Origin of the sequence: Paenibacillus endophyticus (assembly GCF_014192395.1) — a bacterium.
Classification (GTDB): Bacteria; Bacillota; Bacilli; order Paenibacillales; family Paenibacillaceae; genus Pristimantibacillus; species Pristimantibacillus endophyticus.
The window spans coordinates 84669-103151 of sequence record NZ_JACHXW010000002.1; the positions used below are offsets into that span (position 1 = coordinate 84669).

General features: G+C 49.1%; 15 protein-coding genes. All 15 read right to left on the reverse strand.

Annotated elements, in window-relative coordinates:
• Nucleotides 1–96: 96 nt before the first annotated feature.
• The 15 genes from FHS16_RS03030 to FHS16_RS03100 all read right to left on the reverse strand — a co-directional run bounded on the left by FHS16_RS03030 (nt 97) and on the right by FHS16_RS03100 (nt 18481).
• Nucleotides 97–678, reverse strand: a complete 582-nt coding sequence (locus FHS16_RS03030) for a YhcN/YlaJ family sporulation lipoprotein (RefSeq protein ID WP_183558738.1) — start codon at nt 676–678, stop codon at nt 97–99.
• Nucleotides 679–807: 129 nt separating this feature from the next.
• Entirely contained in the window at nt 808–1698 is an 891-nt protein-coding gene (locus FHS16_RS03035; protein ID WP_183558741.1) for a transglutaminase family protein, read from the reverse strand.
• Nucleotides 1695–2690: an alpha-E domain-containing protein gene (locus tag FHS16_RS03040; protein WP_183558744.1), complete on the reverse strand. Its 996-nt coding sequence runs from the start codon at nt 2688–2690 to the stop codon at nt 1695–1697. Before FHS16_RS03040 ends, FHS16_RS03035 begins: the two co-directional genes overlap by 4 nt.
• A 19-nt stretch (nt 2691–2709) precedes the next feature.
• Nucleotides 2710–4167: a circularly permuted type 2 ATP-grasp protein gene (locus FHS16_RS03045; RefSeq protein ID WP_183558747.1), complete on the reverse strand. Its 1458-nt coding sequence runs from the start codon at nt 4165–4167 to the stop codon at nt 2710–2712.
• A 227-nt stretch (nt 4168–4394) separates the two neighbouring features.
• Nucleotides 4395–5399, reverse strand: coding sequence for a globin-coupled sensor protein (locus FHS16_RS03050; protein WP_183558750.1), 1005 nt, complete (start codon nt 5397–5399; stop codon nt 4395–4397).
• A 162-nt stretch (nt 5400–5561) separates the two neighbouring features.
• On the reverse strand, nt 5562–6527 hold the full coding sequence (locus tag FHS16_RS03055) for an ROK family protein (protein ID WP_183558753.1): 966 nt from the start codon (nt 6525–6527) through the stop codon (nt 5562–5564).
• Entirely contained in the window at nt 6524–7165 is a 642-nt protein-coding gene (locus tag FHS16_RS03060) for a D-sedoheptulose-7-phosphate isomerase (protein ID WP_221226246.1), read from the reverse strand. Before FHS16_RS03060 ends, FHS16_RS03055 begins: the two co-directional genes overlap by 4 nt.
• A gap of 43 nt (nt 7166–7208) precedes the next feature.
• Nucleotides 7209–8738 (reverse strand): FGGY-family carbohydrate kinase, encoded by a 1530-nt coding sequence (locus FHS16_RS03065; RefSeq protein ID WP_183558756.1) that lies wholly within the window; start codon nt 8736–8738, stop codon nt 7209–7211.
• A 102-nt stretch (nt 8739–8840) separates the two neighbouring features.
• The gene (locus FHS16_RS03070; protein WP_183558760.1) at nt 8841–10988 is read right to left on the reverse strand and encodes a Sip1-related alpha-galactosidase; all 2148 of its coding nucleotides are present in this window, start codon (nt 10986–10988) and stop codon (nt 8841–8843) included.
• A 19-nt stretch (nt 10989–11007) separates the two neighbouring features.
• Nucleotides 11008–12312 (reverse strand): four-carbon acid sugar kinase family protein, encoded by a 1305-nt coding sequence (locus tag FHS16_RS03075; protein WP_183558764.1) that lies wholly within the window; start codon nt 12310–12312, stop codon nt 11008–11010.
• A complete protein-coding gene (locus FHS16_RS03080; RefSeq protein WP_183558767.1) occupies nt 12309–12968 on the reverse strand; it encodes a class II aldolase/adducin family protein in 660 nt (219 codons plus the stop codon). The genes FHS16_RS03075 and FHS16_RS03080 overlap by 4 nt, the downstream gene beginning before the upstream one ends.
• A 1-nt stretch (nt 12969) precedes the next feature.
• On the reverse strand, nt 12970–15405 hold the full coding sequence (locus FHS16_RS03085; RefSeq protein WP_183558770.1) for an alpha-mannosidase: 2436 nt from the start codon (nt 15403–15405) through the stop codon (nt 12970–12972).
• A 45-nt stretch (nt 15406–15450) separates the two neighbouring features.
• Nucleotides 15451–16371, reverse strand: coding sequence for a class II fructose-bisphosphate aldolase (locus tag FHS16_RS03090; RefSeq protein ID WP_183558772.1), 921 nt, complete (start codon nt 16369–16371; stop codon nt 15451–15453).
• A 54-nt stretch (nt 16372–16425) separates the two neighbouring features.
• Entirely contained in the window at nt 16426–17088 is a 663-nt protein-coding gene (locus FHS16_RS03095) for an aspartate/glutamate racemase family protein (protein WP_183558775.1), read from the reverse strand.
• The gene (locus FHS16_RS03100) at nt 17081–18481 is read right to left on the reverse strand and encodes a sedoheptulokinase (protein ID WP_183558778.1); all 1401 of its coding nucleotides are present in this window, start codon (nt 18479–18481) and stop codon (nt 17081–17083) included. Before FHS16_RS03100 ends, FHS16_RS03095 begins: the two co-directional genes overlap by 8 nt.
• Between the last annotated feature and the right edge of the window lie 2 nt (nt 18482–18483).

Genomic DNA, 18483 nt, shown 5'->3' on the forward strand with positions numbered 1-18483 from the left:
GGCAGCTCTGCAAGCGCTTGAATATTTTTCCTATCCTTTCATACGCGTTCATATCCTGCTATTCGATTAGGAGTTGATCAAAAACAAATTCACATCTTATCGAACAGCAGGTGATAATTGTGCATTAATATCACGAACGACCAAAGCTGCATGCTTTGACAGGCTCTGTATGGAAGCTCCTTTGCCGATAAGCGCGTTCAACTCGTTTATTCGTTCTCGCAAGCCCTCGTCTGCCGTTACATGAATATCGTATGCGGGATATTGCCCTTTCAAAGCAGCATACACCTGCTTCTCGATAATCGTTTTTTTGCCATTCTCGTCAAGAACAAGGGCTACGAAAGCGTCCTTTTTCAGCAGCACGACGTTTGCTTTCCCCACTCCCGTAACCTGATCGGCTCGGTGCTCCAACTGCTTGGCACTATGCTCCATACCCTCCATACCCGTTGACATGCCTGTTTCCTCTGACGAACCCATACTGAGCTTCTGATGATAATGCGAATTGTTTTTCTCCATCATCATGTCCCGGTTCGGCAAAGACTTCGCTTCGCTTTGCATCATTTCGTTTTTTTCCCTGTATTCGGCTTGATTCACGCTGCCGCTTTGTCCGCATCCCGCTAACGAACTGCCTATTGCGAGCACAATTACGGCAACAGCCGCCGTCTTAATTCCTACAAACACGCCAATGCACCTCCTGCTTATTGCTTATAAGATTTGCTATTGGCGTTAAATCATACATGCAAAAAAGAACAGTTGACCGCGGTACGAATCAGCGGCTAACTGTTCTTTCTATGGCTCCTGTTCCATCCATCAATCCTCTACATTTCTAACGTCAACCGAAACATGCAGCAATTGCTCGCCCGTGCCCCGGTAAACGCCCTTGACCGGTACAATATCCTTGTAATCCCGTCCATGACCTAGCTTCACGTAGCGTTCGCCAACAGGATCGACGTTCGTTGGATCAAAGCTGCACCAGCCTAGTCCAGGCACGAAAGCTTCAACCCAAGCATGGGATGCTTGCTCAAAATCCGCACTGCCGCCCTGTAAATCACCTACAAAGTGATAGCCGCTCACATACCGAGATGGAATCAAAAAAGCACGGCAGCTAGCGATCATCAAATGCGCAAAGTCCTGGCACACACCCCTTTTACTCAGAAACATGTCCGACGCCTTTGTTTTGACGTCCGTCGCTTCAGGATCATACACGAATTCCGTTCTTATTTTGGTCGATAACGCATTGAGCCAATCCAGCACGCTGACTTTGCCATTTTCTTCGGTATCCGAAATTTCGCCGGCAAATATCTCGACCTCGCTTGTGACCGCTGTATATTCCGTTGTAAGCAGAAATTCCGTAAATCGATTGGCCGCATCCTCTGTCTGCAGCCAGCTCCAAGCTTGTTCCGGCGAGCGTTTTCTTAAGTATTGGGCTCTCTCCTCGGAGGTTGGCGCCTGCTTCGTGACAACCGTCATATTCGTTCGAATCGTTAGCTTTTTATGTGGTCCGTTCACCGAAAAAGCATGTACCCGATTGCCGAAATAGTCTTCGTAGGTAAACAGGGAGGCGTTCGGCTCTACGGAAATCGCTTGCTGGTAGCAGGATTGCCTCTCGTTCGTGCTGGGCGTAAGCCTGATTTCATTGACACTGTCCGTTACCGCTTCTGCATACTCGTATTGCGTCACATGTGAAATACTCAGCTTCATGCGCTTGCCTCCCCCATACGAAAAAAGGTTTTGGCGAACATCATGCCGAGCTGTTGACTGGCATCCAGCAGATGGGCGACAATCGCGCCGCTCCGATCGAGAACCATATCCTCACGCTCCAAGCATGCGAGATCCGCTTTCACCTTGCCTACTTGGCGAATCACTCGTTCATGAGCAATGCGCAGCTGTTTGTCCTGCAGCTCGATATGGCGCATATGATCATCAAGCGTGTGCAGCGCAAAATGCAGCGAACGCGGAAATGCAGCATTCAGCACAACGAATTCGACGATCGTCTCAACGGAAATGCCGTCCGCGTAATATCGTCTAAATGCCTGATAGCCGCTTACTGAGCGGAGGACCGCCTGCAGATAAGGATACGCGCTTGCGCTGTTCCATCCTTCACCGCTGGCTGCATTGCCAACCGCTTTGATGATGCGAAGCGTATTCTCCGAGCGTTCCAAATAACGCCCGCATTCGATGAAATGCCATTCATTCTCGCGCGGCATGACGGATTGGCTTACCCCTTGAAACAAAGCGGTCCATTCTTTGATTTTACCGAAGAACAGATGCGGGGATTCCTGAAGCAGATCGTCGGGCTGTTTCTCGCGGAGCCATAAATAGAAGGCATTCGTCGCATCCCACATTTCGCTCGGCACCTTCTCGCGCAGTGTACGCAGATTGCCTCTTGCATGGCTGACGCAGGAAACGAGGGAATTGGCATTATCGCGGTCAAGCGTCGTATAAAACAATACATCGCGTTCATTATAGCTGCTGTATTGCTGCTCGTAAGTTTCTCTGCTGCCTAAGGCATCGACGATTCTTGCCCATTTCAAATAAGGCTCAGCTGTCTCTCCGGATTGTTTGCCTTCCGCCTCCTCTGGGCTATCCTCTCCTTGGAGATGATAATGCACATCGATTAGCCTCGCATGGTTCTCAGCCCGTTCCATGTAACGGCCAATCCAAAATAATGCTTCTGCATTCCGATTCAGCATGGCATTCCCTCCCAATTCATTATCGATTAAGAACCCAAGTATCCTTGACGCCGCCGCCTTGCGATGAATTGACAACGAGAGAGCCCTCCGTCATCGCGACACGCGTTAAGCCTCCAGGGATAACGTGCGTTTCCTCACCTATTAATGCAAATGCACGCAAGTCGATATGCCGCGGCGTCATGCCGCCATCCACCATGACCGGCGCGCGGGATAGCTTCATCGTGGTCTGCGCAATATATCGCTCTGGCTCGCGTCTAATCGCCTCCGCAAATGCTTGAATTTCCTTGGGCGAAGCGCTTGGACCGATTAGCATGCCATAACCGCCAGATAGCGAAGTCTCTTTCACGACAAGCTGCTCAAGATGCTCAAGCACATATTCACGCTCTTCCTTGCGAGAGAGAATATACGTCGGCACATTTTGCAGAATAGGCTCCTCACCTAAATAGTAACGGATCATATCCGGCACGTAGGCGTATACCGCCTTGTCATCCGCCACTCCCGTTCCTGGTGCATTGGCAATGGCGACATTGCCTGCACGATACGCGTTCATAAGACCCGGCACACCAAGGAAGGAGTCAGGCTGGAAGGCAAGCGGATCCAGAAAATCATCGTCGATCCGGCGGTAAATGACGTCAACCTGACGAAGTCCGCGCAAATCACGCAAATAGATTTTATGGTCTTTGTAGACGAGGTCTCTTCCTTCAACTAGATGGATGCCCATCTGCTGCGCAAGAAAGGTATGCTCGTAATAAGCGGAATTGTAGGCGCCAGGCGTGAGCAATACGATTAAAGGATCCCTTTTGCCATTTGGAGATAATGCGCGAAGTGAGCTTAAGAAGCAGTTCAAGCTGCGGTCAATGCTTTGCACGGAGCTCGATAGATACAGATCATGGAACAGTTCATTCATTAGCGTTCTGCCTTTGAAGAGATAGGAGAACCCTGATGGCGACCGCAAATTATCCTCCAGCACATAATAACGGCCCTTTTCATCACGAATTAAATCAATGCCCGATGCTGTAATATATACACCGCCCGGTACATGTAGACCAGCCATTTCCGGCCGGAAATACGTATTCGATACAATCATGCGCCGAGGTATAATACCGTCCGATACGATTCTTTGACCATGATACACGTCATGCAGGAATCCATTCAAGGCTCTAATCCGTTGTTTGACGCCTCGATCGACAACATCCCATTCATGCTTCGGAATAACGCGCGGGATATAGTCAAACGGTATCGTGCGCTCGAGCGGTTCATTCTGTGTCCCGCTGTACAGCGTAAACGTAATGCCCTCTTCCAGCATTCGTTGATTGATCGCTTTCTGCCTGGTTGCAAGCTCGGACGGCTTCATTCTGCCGAACAATCGGTGGACCGCGTCATAGTGGGCACGGACCGAAAAGTCCTTCTCGAACATTTCATCGTAAAAGGTTTGAGCATCGTAATATTGCGACTGCGACTGTTTGGCCGTCGACATGACAACCGCCTCCTCCATGATGGGCGCTGCACCAATTTGGTACGAGCTGGATAAACATCCGATCAATTATGTTATATTTGCGTTATAAATCTTAACATTTATAACCGAATCGCATCTTAATGTTAGGATAATCATACTAAAATCTGAAAATTGTGTCAACTTATATAACGCGAAAGCAGGAACCCTCGGTGGAGAGAATTCCTGCTTTTTCTAAGCTGCGTCGTATTCTAGGATTGGTTTAATTGCTGCAGGTCCTTCGTAACCTTATCGACCATATGGACGAACGAGGCGAGCTCCTGCGACCTTGCTGCTTGGTTGCGCGCTTCAACCGAAGTTAGCTCGGATTCATGACGTACGGCGGAGAGCTTTTTGTCAATCTCTTCAAGTTTTGACTGTATCCCTTCAAGCGCATTGCGCGATGAAGCTGCCAGCTTACGCACTTCATTCGCTACAACCTCGAATCCTCGCCCATTCTCCCCCGCTCTAGCCGCTTCGATCGCCGCGTTGAGTCCGAGCAGATGCGTCTGGTCCGACAAGCCGCGAATTAACGTGCCCATTTCAGTAATGCCGTCCAACTCCTCACGAAGCTCCCCTAATAATGTATGCGTCTTATCCTGCGATTGCGAGGTCGAAATTGCAGTTGCCGCAATAGATTGCGCACCCTCGTCCAATTCGAACATGAGCGAGGCGAGTTCCTGCACCGCGCTTGTCACGGTAGTCAGCATGACCGATCGATTGTCGGCGAGCTCTTGAATTTTATGCTGCTCATGCTGGTTATAGGCTTCCAATACGAATTGCGAATCCAGATTAAACAATTTCGTCAACGCATGCACGACTTCCTGCCAGTTGCCCGGAAGAACTTGTTGCAGCACATTGGTGGAGATATCCAGATATGTCATATAGGCGCCCAAATACCAATCGGTCGTCAAACCGATCCGTGAATGAACGGCACCTATCGTTATGCGATTATCAATATAAGCTTGATCGATGACGCCATCGGTAAGCGACATATAATACCAGCGCTGCGTTTCCTTCAGGCGATCGATTGTACTATATTTAGCAATTATCGAGACTAAATTCGGCTGCTGGCCAACACTGTCGTAAAAACGATCAACGACTTCGTCCACAATCTTTTGGAAAATAGGCTTATTCACTGCCAGAGTCTTCAAATCCTGTTCCGTAATGCCCGTGTAGTCAAGCTGTCTCTTGCGCTCTGCCGATAATTTAATCAAATATCCCGACTCCTTCGGTGTATAGTCCTGCACTATCACCTATTATATCGGAAAACATACAAGAATTAGTATGAACCTATTAAATTCTTTTTAAACCCATTACACAAAACAAAAAGCCGATAGATCTATATCTACCGGCCGATCACAGCTGAAACAGCTGCTTTATTTCAGTAACGATGAGGCAACGGATAGGCTGGCATAATCACCGACAGATTCACCTAAGCCCGCCGGCAGAATCTCACATACGTTCAAGCTGTATGGAATGGCTTCATCTTCTAGAAACTTCGTTACGATTGGACCGAGAATGGCATGCTGCCTTGCATAAATGCTGCCGATTACGATACGTTCCGGGTTCAGAATATCGATTAACATCGCTAAGCCTTGTCCCAATCGCTGACCAACAATTGTAAATATTTCTAACGCAAGCGGATCTCCCATTTGTGCCGCATCGCCCACTTTTTGTGTCGTAATTGAGGTTAAATCCTCTAAAGTGGCGCAATATACAACCTTATTTCCTTTCCTTATCTCATGTTCTGCACGTAATCGAGCCAGTTTTGCTATCCCCCCACCACTGCAAAAGCCTTCAAATGAGCCCGCTTTCCCATAACCAATGGGGCCTTGATCTGCAAGGCGGACATGCCCTACCTCACCGGCCATATCGTTCGTACCGGAATAGAGACGACCATCAAGAATCAAGCCTGCGCCCATCCCCGTACCGAACGTGAGAAAAATCATGTTGCTGCAGCCTTTGCCCGCACCCCACATCCATTCCGCCAAAGCGCAAGCATTCGCGTCATTTTGCAAACAGACGGGAACCTGAAAACGTTCCTTTATCGGCGTAACGCAATCGAATTTATCCCATCCTGGCAAATTCGGCGGTGACATAACTACCCCAGTTCTGCTGTTTAAAGGCCCGCCGCAGCTAATCCCGACAGCCGCAAGCGGCTCACCTTCACCTTCGTTGATCAATTGTTCCAGCTCTTCCATCATACGTTCCATTGACTCTTCTGGAGTTGATGGCGTGGGAAACATCCTCTTTCCCAACAGTTCTACGCCAGCTCCATTCAATTTTCCAATCGTGACCGCGATTTTCGTTCCCCCGATATCCAAGCCGGCAATGATGCTCATGAGGCAAAAAACTCTTCTTCGATCAGAATGCAAAGAGCATGATAAATGGGCAAATGGCGTTCTTGGATATCTGGTGTATATTCATAAGGCACCGAAATCGTCGCATCGCAAAGTCCCTTCATGTCTCCCCCCGATTGTCCGGTTAAGCCAACCGTGTGCACGCCCATTGCTTTTGCAACCCGAACCGCATGCATAACATTAGCGGAATGACCTGATGTGCTGATGGCTAAGAGAACATCTCCCCGCTTGCCGTAGCCGTATACCTGCTGAGCGAAGATTAGATCCGATGCTTGGTCATTCGCGAAAGCAGTCGACAATGCGGAATGGCTGACAAGGGAAATTGCCGGTAAAGCACCCTGCAAACGATCAGCAATATAATCCGCATGCTCCCTGTCAATGGCTAGAAGTTCTCCACGAAACTCATTCGGAATTAGCCTTTTAAGCAAAAAGCCTTTCATCAGTTCACCTACGATGTGCTCGCAGTCAGCCGCGCTTCCACCATTCCCGCAGATTAGAAGCTTGCCGCCATTTTGATAGCAGACTTTAATTAATTCAAAAACTTCTTTAATATCATCTGAACATGCAGCCTCCAGCTCCGGGTATCTGCTGTAAAGCCTTTCCATAACAGAATGATTCATTTCATCAATCCTCCGTTTTTTGGATACGACATCCCTAACCTCGTTATTTGATATATGACTCCATGCCCCGCTTATGCTGCCATTCGTCATAACGGAGAATGGGGCCAGATAATGCGGCGAAGCCTTGCTCGTAAACTTGTTTATATTGTCCATGCCGCTCCGGATGAGAGTGAATAAGCCTCGATGCTGGTCTTTCTATCTCAGTCATTGCCTCTTCATATGTCGTATAAACTTTTGCGCCGACGCCAGCAATCACTGCCGCAGCGAGTATGGTTGCATCCGCCATGCTTGGGACTCTAAGCGTCACATCGGAAACGTCTGCTTTTATCTGCAACCAAATTGGATTTTTTGCACCGCCGCCAACAACGGTCATCTGCTTTATTGGCTGACCGCTTATTTTCTCAGCTTGCCTTCGAAGCATCTCTAACTGGTAGGCGTTTCCTTCCAGCAAGGCCTTCAGAATTTCCGCTTTACTATGCAGAGCTGATAGTCCAACGAATGCTGCCCTAGCGTAATGGTTGGTATGTGGTGCACCGCTTCCCGATAGATATGGAAAATACAATATGCCGGTGGGCCCTGAATCAGAAGGAATTTGCTCCAGCAGTGTTATTAGCTGCTCATAAGTTAGTTCACCATCGCTAATCAGTTCTCTCAACCACTCAACCGAACCGCCAGAAGAGGAATGACCGCCAATCCAATACATTCGGTCTTTCAGCGGATGCAGGCCAAAGGATAAGCCAGAGCAGTAATCATCGTTGCGGAGCGGTCGGTCCTCGAATATGCCAACCAACGTCTCCGCCGTCCCCATGGAATTATAGACGCCTCCTAAGTCTTTATCTTGAGCGATAAGCGAGGCGCATATATGGTCATGTCCAGCTAAGCAAACGAGTGTGTCCCCCTGCAAGCCGAGATCTTCTGCTGCTTGCCCCATAACGGTGCCGACAGATGCGCCTGTCGGTATAGCAGGCGGGAATAGCTCGATGTTAAGTCCGAAATGCCGGATTAGTGCTTCATCCCATTTCCTTTCGTCAATACGAAAGGCAAATGTCCTAGCCGCTAATGTATATTCCTCTGCAAAGCAGCCCGTCAAACGAAATGCAATAAAAGCAGAAGCCGACAACCACACGCTTCCTTCCAACGATTCAGGATTCAGCTCTCTCAGCCAAAGGAGCTTGGCTAGACCCTGTTTGAATGATGGAACCATACCTGTCTGAATGAATCTCTCACGAACGTTTATTTCCTGCTCAATTGTTTCTGCCTGCGGAATAGACAACGTATCAAACCAAGGAATAAGGTGAGATTTGGGCTCACCATTTTTCCGGCCGATTAGGACGCCGCTTTCTGCCATGCTCGTAATGCCAATCGCTCTTATTTCAGGCACGCCTGCAGATTCGGTAGTTTCCTTTATAAGCGATGCCGTCATCTGCCAAAGCTGCTCAGGATCATAATAGACATAACCCTGTTTGTGCCGAAGCTTGCGATTAACCCGCTCCCTGCGAGCGATTACGTTTCCATACTCACCAACTAATCCGACTTTGATATTTGTTGTCCCGATATCTATCGCTAGCAGCATGAACTTCCACCTCTTCGAACACGAATGATTGGCTCCTGAATTAGAACCCTCAGGAAGAGCGATAGCTGCATCTAAGGCTCGAATGCTTACACATGCTGCAAGCTAACCCCAGTTGATCACGATTGTCGCTTCCCCTTCTGCCGTCTGGGCATCCACTTCATAGAATGATTCACCAAGCATGCTGACCTTTACTAGTTTGCCATTGCAAAGTACATGGACAGGCGCAGCCTTGGCGGCAAAAACGAACGCACCGCCTTCCCGAAGCGTAATAACGGTGTGATTGCTCTCATCTCTCATGCTATGAACCGCATGCGAGGATATATATTTATCCGTTAAGCCGATTGGTGCAGCACTGCCTGACATCGGCACAAGCGTATAAAGCGCATATCCACCTTCTGCTAATTGAATCGGAAGCCGATCATCCGCGCCGATTAGCGCAGTTTGACGTGAGAAATGCTCGTATACAGCGAAGCTTTTTCCTTCTAACCCAGGAACATCCGCTGGACCGATGCTGCCTGTTACGGCTGCGGAATCCTTGTGAATATGGAAGGCGGCTACAACACCTGCGCCGCCAGCCGTATTCCATAGCTTGAGCGGCAACGCTTGCTCAGTCGGATCGCTCAGCAAGCTATCCTCCGTAGGGCTTGGCGTTCCATCACAGCGTATGATTGTGCCATCCTTATAGATGAGCGGCCAAATTTTCGCAGGATCTGTATTGCCTGGCGCATCGCTGAAATAAACCGGACCGCCGCTGATCGAGCGAAGGACTGCGTTTTGCACATCGTCATGGTTTTTCGTCCAGTACATATCCCAATCGCCCCAATAGAATGCGCCGTGATAAATCGAGTTATATGCATTCTGCAACGCATGCTCCGGGAAACCACGTTTTTCCTGCGGTACGAAATCGTCGCTGTTCCGGGATACGGCGGATTTCGGTCGATGCCATATGTTTTCCGATGCCATGCCCATACAGTTGATGATAGCATTGTCGAAATGCAAGGCAACTGAAGCCTCAAGCGCTTGATGCGCAGCTGCCGACGCTTCCCCGATGGAACGCTGTTCCTTCAAATAGTTTAAAATCGCGCTTTGGCTGTCGACCTTCACGAAATCAACGCCCTGACGCTTTAAATAAGAGTGCCAAGCATGCCAGAACCCAAAACCTCTCCCTGCATCAGGATAAGGAATAAGATTGCCTCGTGGAACCAACAGCAAAGAATCATGCAGCTCCCTTGCTATATTGCTATTCGGATGAACACCGCCCCAATAGCCAACAATCGTATGCCATACTCCCACATGCTTAATACCATAGCTCTCCTTTAAAATACTGATGGTATGAGCTAGTCCCTGTGGAAATTTTTTCGAATCCGCTTCAAAGTCCATCAGCTTGCTGTCCTCGATAGCAGACCAACCATCGTCAATCATAACCCAGCCTACTGGCAGGCCAAGCTGTTTAAGCTCCTCTGCTTTCGTAAACAATCCCTCTTCATCGACTTTATGATAGAAGGCATCCCAACTGCACCAGCCAAGCTTGTCCAATATAGCTGGGTAAACCTTGCTCTCACGAGGCAGAGTAGGATACTCTAATGCCTTTAACGCTGAAGCGGCATTCCTTTTGATAAGATTATGCGGAGCGCCGCCCCCAGCGAAGGCGAAAACCAATGTCTCGCAGCTTCTATGCCCGCCTTGAAAGGAGGAAATGCGCAGAACATAGCCATCCGGCGAACCTGCCGCATCCACGCGGAATTTAGAGCTTACTACCGGCAGCAAATGATAATAGTTGGATTCGGTTTTCCATAGCAGCGACTGTGTGCGCGCAGGAAGAGACGAAGGATCCGTCCCGAAGTACGGACGCGTCCACCAGTCTTTATGTTGGTAATTGGCCAATACGCCAAGAATAGGTGCAGCCGGACGAAATGTAAGCTCTATGCCATTCTCCGAGGCAAAAGTGAGCTGTGTGCCAAAATCATTGCTGTTAACCGTTTCTGCTTCTACCGCTGCCAGCAGTACATCGCTGTATTGACGAAATACCAAGCGTACATGGATGCAGTCTGTTTCGTCTTTGAAAAAGCATGTAGTCGCTTGATAGGCCCCTGTTCGGTCGGAGCCTTCGGATTGCTCATATCCATCTTGAGCGAGCATAATCTGCGACTGAGCGGCGTTTAATCGAACAGCAACGCTGAATGCTTCCGTCACATGCGTCTCTTGATTATTTATGAATTGAAAAAAGCCATTATCTCTATACTTGAACATAGTCGCATGCCTCCTACTCCTATAAGGTTTGATGTTCATGAAGCTGTTTCAAGTGCCGTACCGCCTTAAGGAAAAAAGCCTCGCTGCCGAAGCTGCCTGATTTCAATACCAGATCTATAGGAACACTGCCAAGCGAACGGCAGGATGGGAGTCCCGGTTCGATTTCACGCAAAACCTGTATACCCTCGATTCCAAGCTTATCGCAAACAGCCGCAGACGTTTCGCCTCCGGCTATTAGCAGCTTTCGATTGTTCGTTCGATCTACGATCTCTTTGACAGCCCAAGCAAGCGCGTTTGATATTAGCCGCGAAACTTCAGTATTGCTCAGTCCCAGCAACGATCCTTGCCGCTTCGTTTCTTCTACCTTATCGCGATCTCCGCTCGTATGGATGAGAACATCATGCCCTTCCTTCAGAGAGCCGCCGACCGCAGCCGTCACATCTGCAAGATGACGCAGTTTCTCTCTCTCATCCAATAATTTTATAGAATCCAGCTCATATGAAATCATGCCTTGCTGCTTTGCGTAAGCGATCTGCGCTGCGGTTTGCGGCATAAGGCTGCCCGCTGCGCATAGCACATTAGTTCCGGGTACGGGCCGTTCTGCCTTCAAGCTGAAGTTAATGCCTTTCGAAAGCTCCGGAAGCAGCGACATATGCTCGGACAATGCAGAACTTCCACAGAGCACTCGCTCATTCTTAACGGCTTCCGCAATAATGTGCAAAGAACGATCGTCGCGGACATCGAGAATCAGATACGAGCATCGTTCACGCTTGCGGTTAATTTCCGCTCTCAGTGCATCTGCTCCTTGCTCTACAATATCGATAGAGACAAGATCGACCTTCCGTTTCGTTTGCGCCTGCAGGATAGATACTAAGTCTGATTCGAGCATCGGATTGGCGGGATCGTTACGGAATTCCGAATCCTCCAGCCTTTTCCCATGAACGTAATGAACCCCGTCAAGCGTCGTTCTTCCGTTCTTGGGAAAGCCGAGTATAATAACCCCGAAGTCTTCGCCAAGCGCATCCAGCATCGCATCGCATTCAGCACCAACATTCCCCCGAAACACGGAGCAGGTTTTATTAAAAAAACGGTTGCAGCCAAGCGAATACAAAGCCGTCGTCATACGAAATACCTTGCAGTAAGCCTCTGCTCTGCTGTCCAACCGAGAATTCGTATTCATCACCAGAACATCAGGCAGAGGCATATTGCCTCCTACCAACGGTGTAGCGTCAATTGGGTACACATAGGTTCTGAAGCCTGCTTTCGCATACATTATGCCAATGTCGTTCGCGCCTGTTATATCGTCCGCGACAATGCCGATCATGCTTGCCACTCCCTTCTCGCACGGTAGCCGGCATGATGGAGAAAATCATGCTCTATTTTGTCTGATAAGCCTTTTATTTGGATGCCAGCGCCTTTCGCTTCAACAAACATCATACATGCCATTTCGAGAGTGTGCATCGCCATTCTCGCCTCTTTGACACTGGTATCGAGTATGAGTACGCCATGATTCTCAAGCAGCAGCACATTTGCCGTTTGCGCTTTCTCCCGCACCGCTTCTCCCAATTCTCTCGAACCCGGATGATAATAAGCAACGCGCTCCACCCGCTCCAAATAATACATGGACTCCACGAACCAGTTCGATGGAATGGTTTCCCCAGAACAGGCAATGAGTGTACTGTAAAAAGGCGAGCCGTGCAGCACTGCCTTGATTTCTGGCCTCGTCTCATAGACGGCCCGGTGCATCGGAACCTCCTTCGAGGGCTTCCGTCCCGGCTTAAGCGGCAGCTCTCCACTCGATAGGGTACACATAGCGAAATCATCCTCGCCGAGCTCTCCCAAATAAGTGCCGCTTGCCGTAATTAAATAACGGTCATCGTCAATCCGAGCGCTGATATTGCCTGCATTTCCCCATGACAAGCCGTTGTCCGTCATATATCTTCCAGCTTGCCTCAGCTCATTCCATAATTGGCCGCTCATGCTATTCGAGGTCCCATTCTAGCATGCTGGTCTCGGTTACTGGCTCCGATTGCTTCTTCGGTATGCGAAAGGTCTTAATTTCCGAAGGCTTGAAATCGGCCTTTATCACGCGGTTCCACTTAGGCAGCCTGATTTCTGCAGCCGTAGCCCTTTTAGCCGTCTCATAGCAGCGGACGATCAAATCCTCGTTGTCCTCGGCTTGCTTAATCACACTGATAATCACATTCTCCCGATCTACATCTGCATACGAAGCACGTTGCGGAAGTTCGCCCTCGTGGAAGGTCTCAATGACAGCGATTGGCTTGCAATTCAGCTCCGCAGCCCGGCGCGCCGTACCCGCTTGCGCCCAAGTTCCTTCATGCGGCAGAAGAGAATATGAAAACTGCTGAATGCCTTGGTCGATGAACGTATACTCACCGTCGGGATCAGGCATATATGGAACATGATGCGCATAAATCGGACTGCGCAGCACGGTCAAAGCTAGCTCCTTGTTATGGATGCTGTAGCTGTATTTCGCGTCATTCATGAGGGATACACCATAGATTTGGTTGCTCTCCTGCACTAGACCGGAATAATCGACCCAGCTTTGTCCTGGCTCTTCCTCGCCATTATGCTCACGCTCAATCGTGCCATATGGGATTTCATACGTTTGCGTGCTGAAGACGACATTTATTGGGAATACTAGCTTGAGCATTTTGAACTTCTCGCGCCAGTCGACCGTAACCTTAACATCGATTTGATCTCGATCTGGATACATAGCGAACTCCTGAATCAGCTTGGAGCTGCCGTACTCACTAACGACACGGATCACTGATTTTATTGGGCCATGCTCAATTCTGAGCACCTTTGTAGCTTTGAAATGATCGAGTATTTCATTAAAATGAAGCACGTCATGGCTCCATGTATCCGAGGTATCCGAAATGACAACGGGCTTTGCAGCCTCCCCTTTGAACACCTCATGATTAAATCGCTTGTCCTTTAGACTTTTAATAAAACCGGTTTCTCGGTCAAATTCCAGTCTCAAATGACGATTTTCCATGACAAGGTCACTCGCGGTGATCGACTCTCCGATTCTTATGGCCGACTGTAACTCCTCAACGAGTTTATAGACGCTGTAACCCATCGAAGGAAGATTCGCCATGAAGCTTAATCGGAAGCGTCCGCGTGCGGCAGCCTGCGATTTAACGATTTGGAAAGGCACAGCATTCCCCTTCTCGTCCAGCAGTACTGTCTTTTCTCTAATCTTGTCAATCTCCAGCTCAACATTGACGCTGCTCTCCCACGCATGCGGATTGAACACGACGATCGGTCTCATCGACTCATCCTGCTCAATGCCGATATTCCAGGATAACGACTGAACGGCATAATTCAAGGAGCGGTCAGCGATTGCCATCGCTTCCCCGAATAAATATTGCGCATCCTGATACGCAGGTTCGAGGCTTGTTCCTGCTAGAATGTCATGAAACTGGTTAAACAATACGTTCTTCCAAGCGCGGTCAAATTCCTTAAGCGGATAGGGCTGGCCCGTAATCCAAGAGGCTAGCGCGGAGTATTTCTCCGCTGCGATCAACTTGTTTTCTGCTTGTCGGTTCCACTGCTTGATCCCCGAATGCGCTGCATAACAGCCGCTTGCATGATGCTGCAGATCATCATGCACGACTGGGAAAGTAAGTCCGGAGTTCTCCATATCTTGGAAGTATTTATCTGGCGTCGCGAACTCTAGTTTCGGCAGATCCGGCAGGTCATTCAAGCGTCGAATGCTGGAAATATTTTCTTTGGTCGGGCCTCCACCGTGATTGCCTACGCCGTAGAACAGCATCAGATCATTAATCGGTTCCTTGAATTCGCCGAGCGTTCGGCGAACATGCATCTCCAAATCCTTGCCCCAAGATAAATATTCGAACATAATTCGAAATGCAAGCACCTGCGAACCATCATCGGATTCCCATCTGAATAGGCGACCCGGCAGGCCCTTTTCGTTCGACATCGGCCTCATCATAATGTAATAGTCCATTCCGCTTTTCTTTAGAATCTGTGGCAGCATGCCATTATGTCCGAAGCTGTCCACGTTATAGCCGACCTTGGCGATCACGCCGAATTTTTCTTTGAAATAACGTTGGCCGTATAGGCCTTGACGTACAAAGGACTCTCCGCTTGGAATGTTGCAATCAGGCTGGATCCACCAACCTCCTACGATGTTCCAGCGGTTTTCCTTCACACGTTGACGAATTTCCTCGAACATATTAGGATCATTATTCTCGATCCATTCGTACATCGCCGCCGAACTAGAAGTAAAGATAAATTCCTCCGACTCCTTCATGCGATCCAGTGCAGACCGGAAAGTCGCCTTCGCTTCCTGAAACCCTTCCTGCCACTGCCATAACCATACCGGATCCAAATGGGCATTTCCGATCATATACAGTTTCTTGTCTTTCATCCAGGTCATCTCCAGTTGTTTTGGTGTATTTATAGAATAAGGCTGTTAGAATGTCATGCTTCCAGCTTGATTCGCACTGCATACGAAACGATTGATTTTCTCGATTACGGTCCGCTTCACCGCTTCCCTACCTGCTGCCAATTGTTCGGCATTCAGCGATTTGCATTCTTCATTTGTCATTCTAGTCTCACGGCCTAGAGCCTTTAACAACGAAAGCTCCAGGTCAGTTGCGATATTCACTTTACTTACTCCGCCTCCGGGAAGGTTGAATGCTAGGTTCATCATTTCGTAAGGAACGCCAGAACCTCCATGCAGCACAAGATGAACCGGAGTCAATTTCCGAATAGCTGACAATCTGTCATAGTCGATCTTTGGTTGTCTGACCTCGTATACGCCATGTGCGGTTCCGCATGATACGGCAAGCGCATCAACTTGCGTCAATCGTACAAACTCCGACGCTTCCTCGGGATCAGTGTAGAGCTCTTCATCCGTATCCGTTTCGACGAAGTCTGTCGTTCCAATCATGCCGAGCTCCGCTTCAACGGATACGCCCTTGGCATGCGCATATTCCGCAACCTCTTTGCTCGCTGCCACATTTTCTGCGAACGGCTTCTCCGATGCGTCGATCATGACGGATGTAAAGCCAGCATCGATTGCTTCAACAATCGTATTCAATTCTTTTGTATGATCAAGATGCAGGACAACGGGTACGGTGATTTGGAGATCTTCAATTTGACTGTAGAATGTTTCTCCGAATTCCGCAGCTGTGATACCGTATCGGATCAGCTCCTTATGCGAAATTTGAATAATAATTGGCGAATTTGTTTCCTGACCAGCCAGAAGAACGGCCTCAATCATCGGGGTATAGCGCGGGGAAAAGGAGCCGATCGCATATTGACCAGCCTCAGCCGCTTCCAGCGCTTGCTTCAACGTAATCACATTATTTGGTATTTTTCTTATTTGCATGAGTTTTCTCCCTTGATTCATCATTTAATTGTATTTGTCAATGTTCCTTCACCGTTATCTTGTCATGATACTTTTGACGTTGGCCATTGCAAGCGCAGGACTAGTCAAAAACCTTTCACGCTCATCCGGTGTAAACCGGGTAAGCACACTGGCCATTGAAGCCTGAGCCAGCACGACAATCTCCGACCGTTTTGCAAGCCCGCGCAGCACAGCTGCAAGTTCCTCGTCATGACCTTCCTTGTCTCCGTCTATCAATTTTTGATAGGCGGATGAAGCAACTTCGGTTACGAGTTCAACAGATTTCCCAAGCTCCTTCGCTTTGCCGCGCAGCATGCGCAGCGTCGGATTCATAGTCGTTGCAAGCGTTGCTGCTACTCCGATTACATCCGCGGCTCGAATGGCATAACTTGCCATAGCATCGTCTATTCGAACGATCGGCACGTTAATATCCGGCTGGACAAGCGCGCAAAGCTCACCGATGGAGGAACAGGCGTTAAGGATGCAAGCAGCATCCTGCTTCTCTGCAATTAGAGCGTACTCCCGCCAACGGTCCTGAATTCCCTCTATGCGTCCGCCGTTCGCAGCAAGTTGCGGCAATATGGAATCATCAACAAGATTTATGATCTGAACATCCGGTATGGTCTCTATAGCCAGCCTCTTCAATGGTTCTACCGTGATCGATGTAGTATGAATGATGACTAGTTTATTCTTAGACATCCTGGCATTCTCCTCTATGCATGACGGCGATAGCCGCATCTAGATCCGTAAATAGATTCGCGCGGGCAGCAGAGTAAATCGCTGCGCCGAATGCCGCTTCCTCTGCAGCACCAGACAATCGAAGCGGTAGAGAAAGCCTTTCTCGCAAGAGCCGCTGCATCACTCCATTTTTCCTAATGCCGTTGCCGGAGCCGACAGCATTCGTCCATACGCTACTAAGCTGAGGAGGAGCCAATTGAATGAAGTCCATCAATTCGTCTGCAACTCCGTTTAATATCCCTGCGGCGAAATGGCCCGGCGTAAAATTAGAAGCTAAAAGTCCGTTAATGCCTCCTGCTGCAGCCGGATCAATTCTGGTTCCATAAAACCTTGTGTCGAAACGGAGCGGCGGAACCCCGCTGTCAAGCGCAGCTTCTGCAAGACGATTCATTTCACTGTACAGTTCATCTTCGGCCAACGTACCAAAGGCTCGTACGGTCTCTTGGAAGAAGGATTTCAGCAGCGCATAAGACTTTCCTCCGCTTAACGAAGCGCCTACTAACAGATATCCGCCTCCCGGAAATGGCCTAGTCTCCAAGCCGTCCGCCTTTAACCAACGATCTGAATAAGCAGAAATTTGTGCTCCTGTCCCGATATTCAACAGGACTGAATCTGAAAGGCGCGGTACAGAGCCAAGAAAACTCGCTTGATTGTCGCCGATCGCGCAGATTACTGGCTTCCCATCCGGCGTATAACCTACTAAACCGTCTTTTCCGGCCAGCTCAGGCAATATAGTCGCGTCCAATGCCGCACTTTCGAGCCTATCAAATTCAAATGAATGCGTCTCTGCGGAGAAGAATCCAATGGCTGCCGCATGAGTGGCATCCATTATCGGCTCATTCAATCCGCATAGCTTCATTGCCACATAATCGCCGATTGTGCACAGTTTATAACAATCCGCCGACAGCCCGTCGTTCAAAACATTAAAGTAATGCGTCACGAGACCGTATCCCGTAGCTATCGGCTGACCCCAAAACTCGCCAAGCGACTCGGCGTAAGTGACGCTAGCCGTCATAGGCAGATCGCCTCTTCCATCCTGCCATGTATAGAGCGGGCTGACTGCATTTCCACTACGATCGATATAGAGCACTCCATGCATCTGATTGGAGATGCCAATTGCAGCGACCTGCTGCCATACCTCGCTGCAATCCTGAATAAGATTCACGACCATCGCTGCGATTTGATCTGGATTCTGCTGTTTTTCCCAATTCCTCTTCGATGAGATAACAGTGGTATTCATTGTAGTGACCAATTTAACCGTCTCACCCGTTTCGATCGATGAAAGAATGATACTGATCGATGTCGTACCGATATCAATTCCAGCTGCCAGCTTCACGGTCGCAGAGTCACTCATTT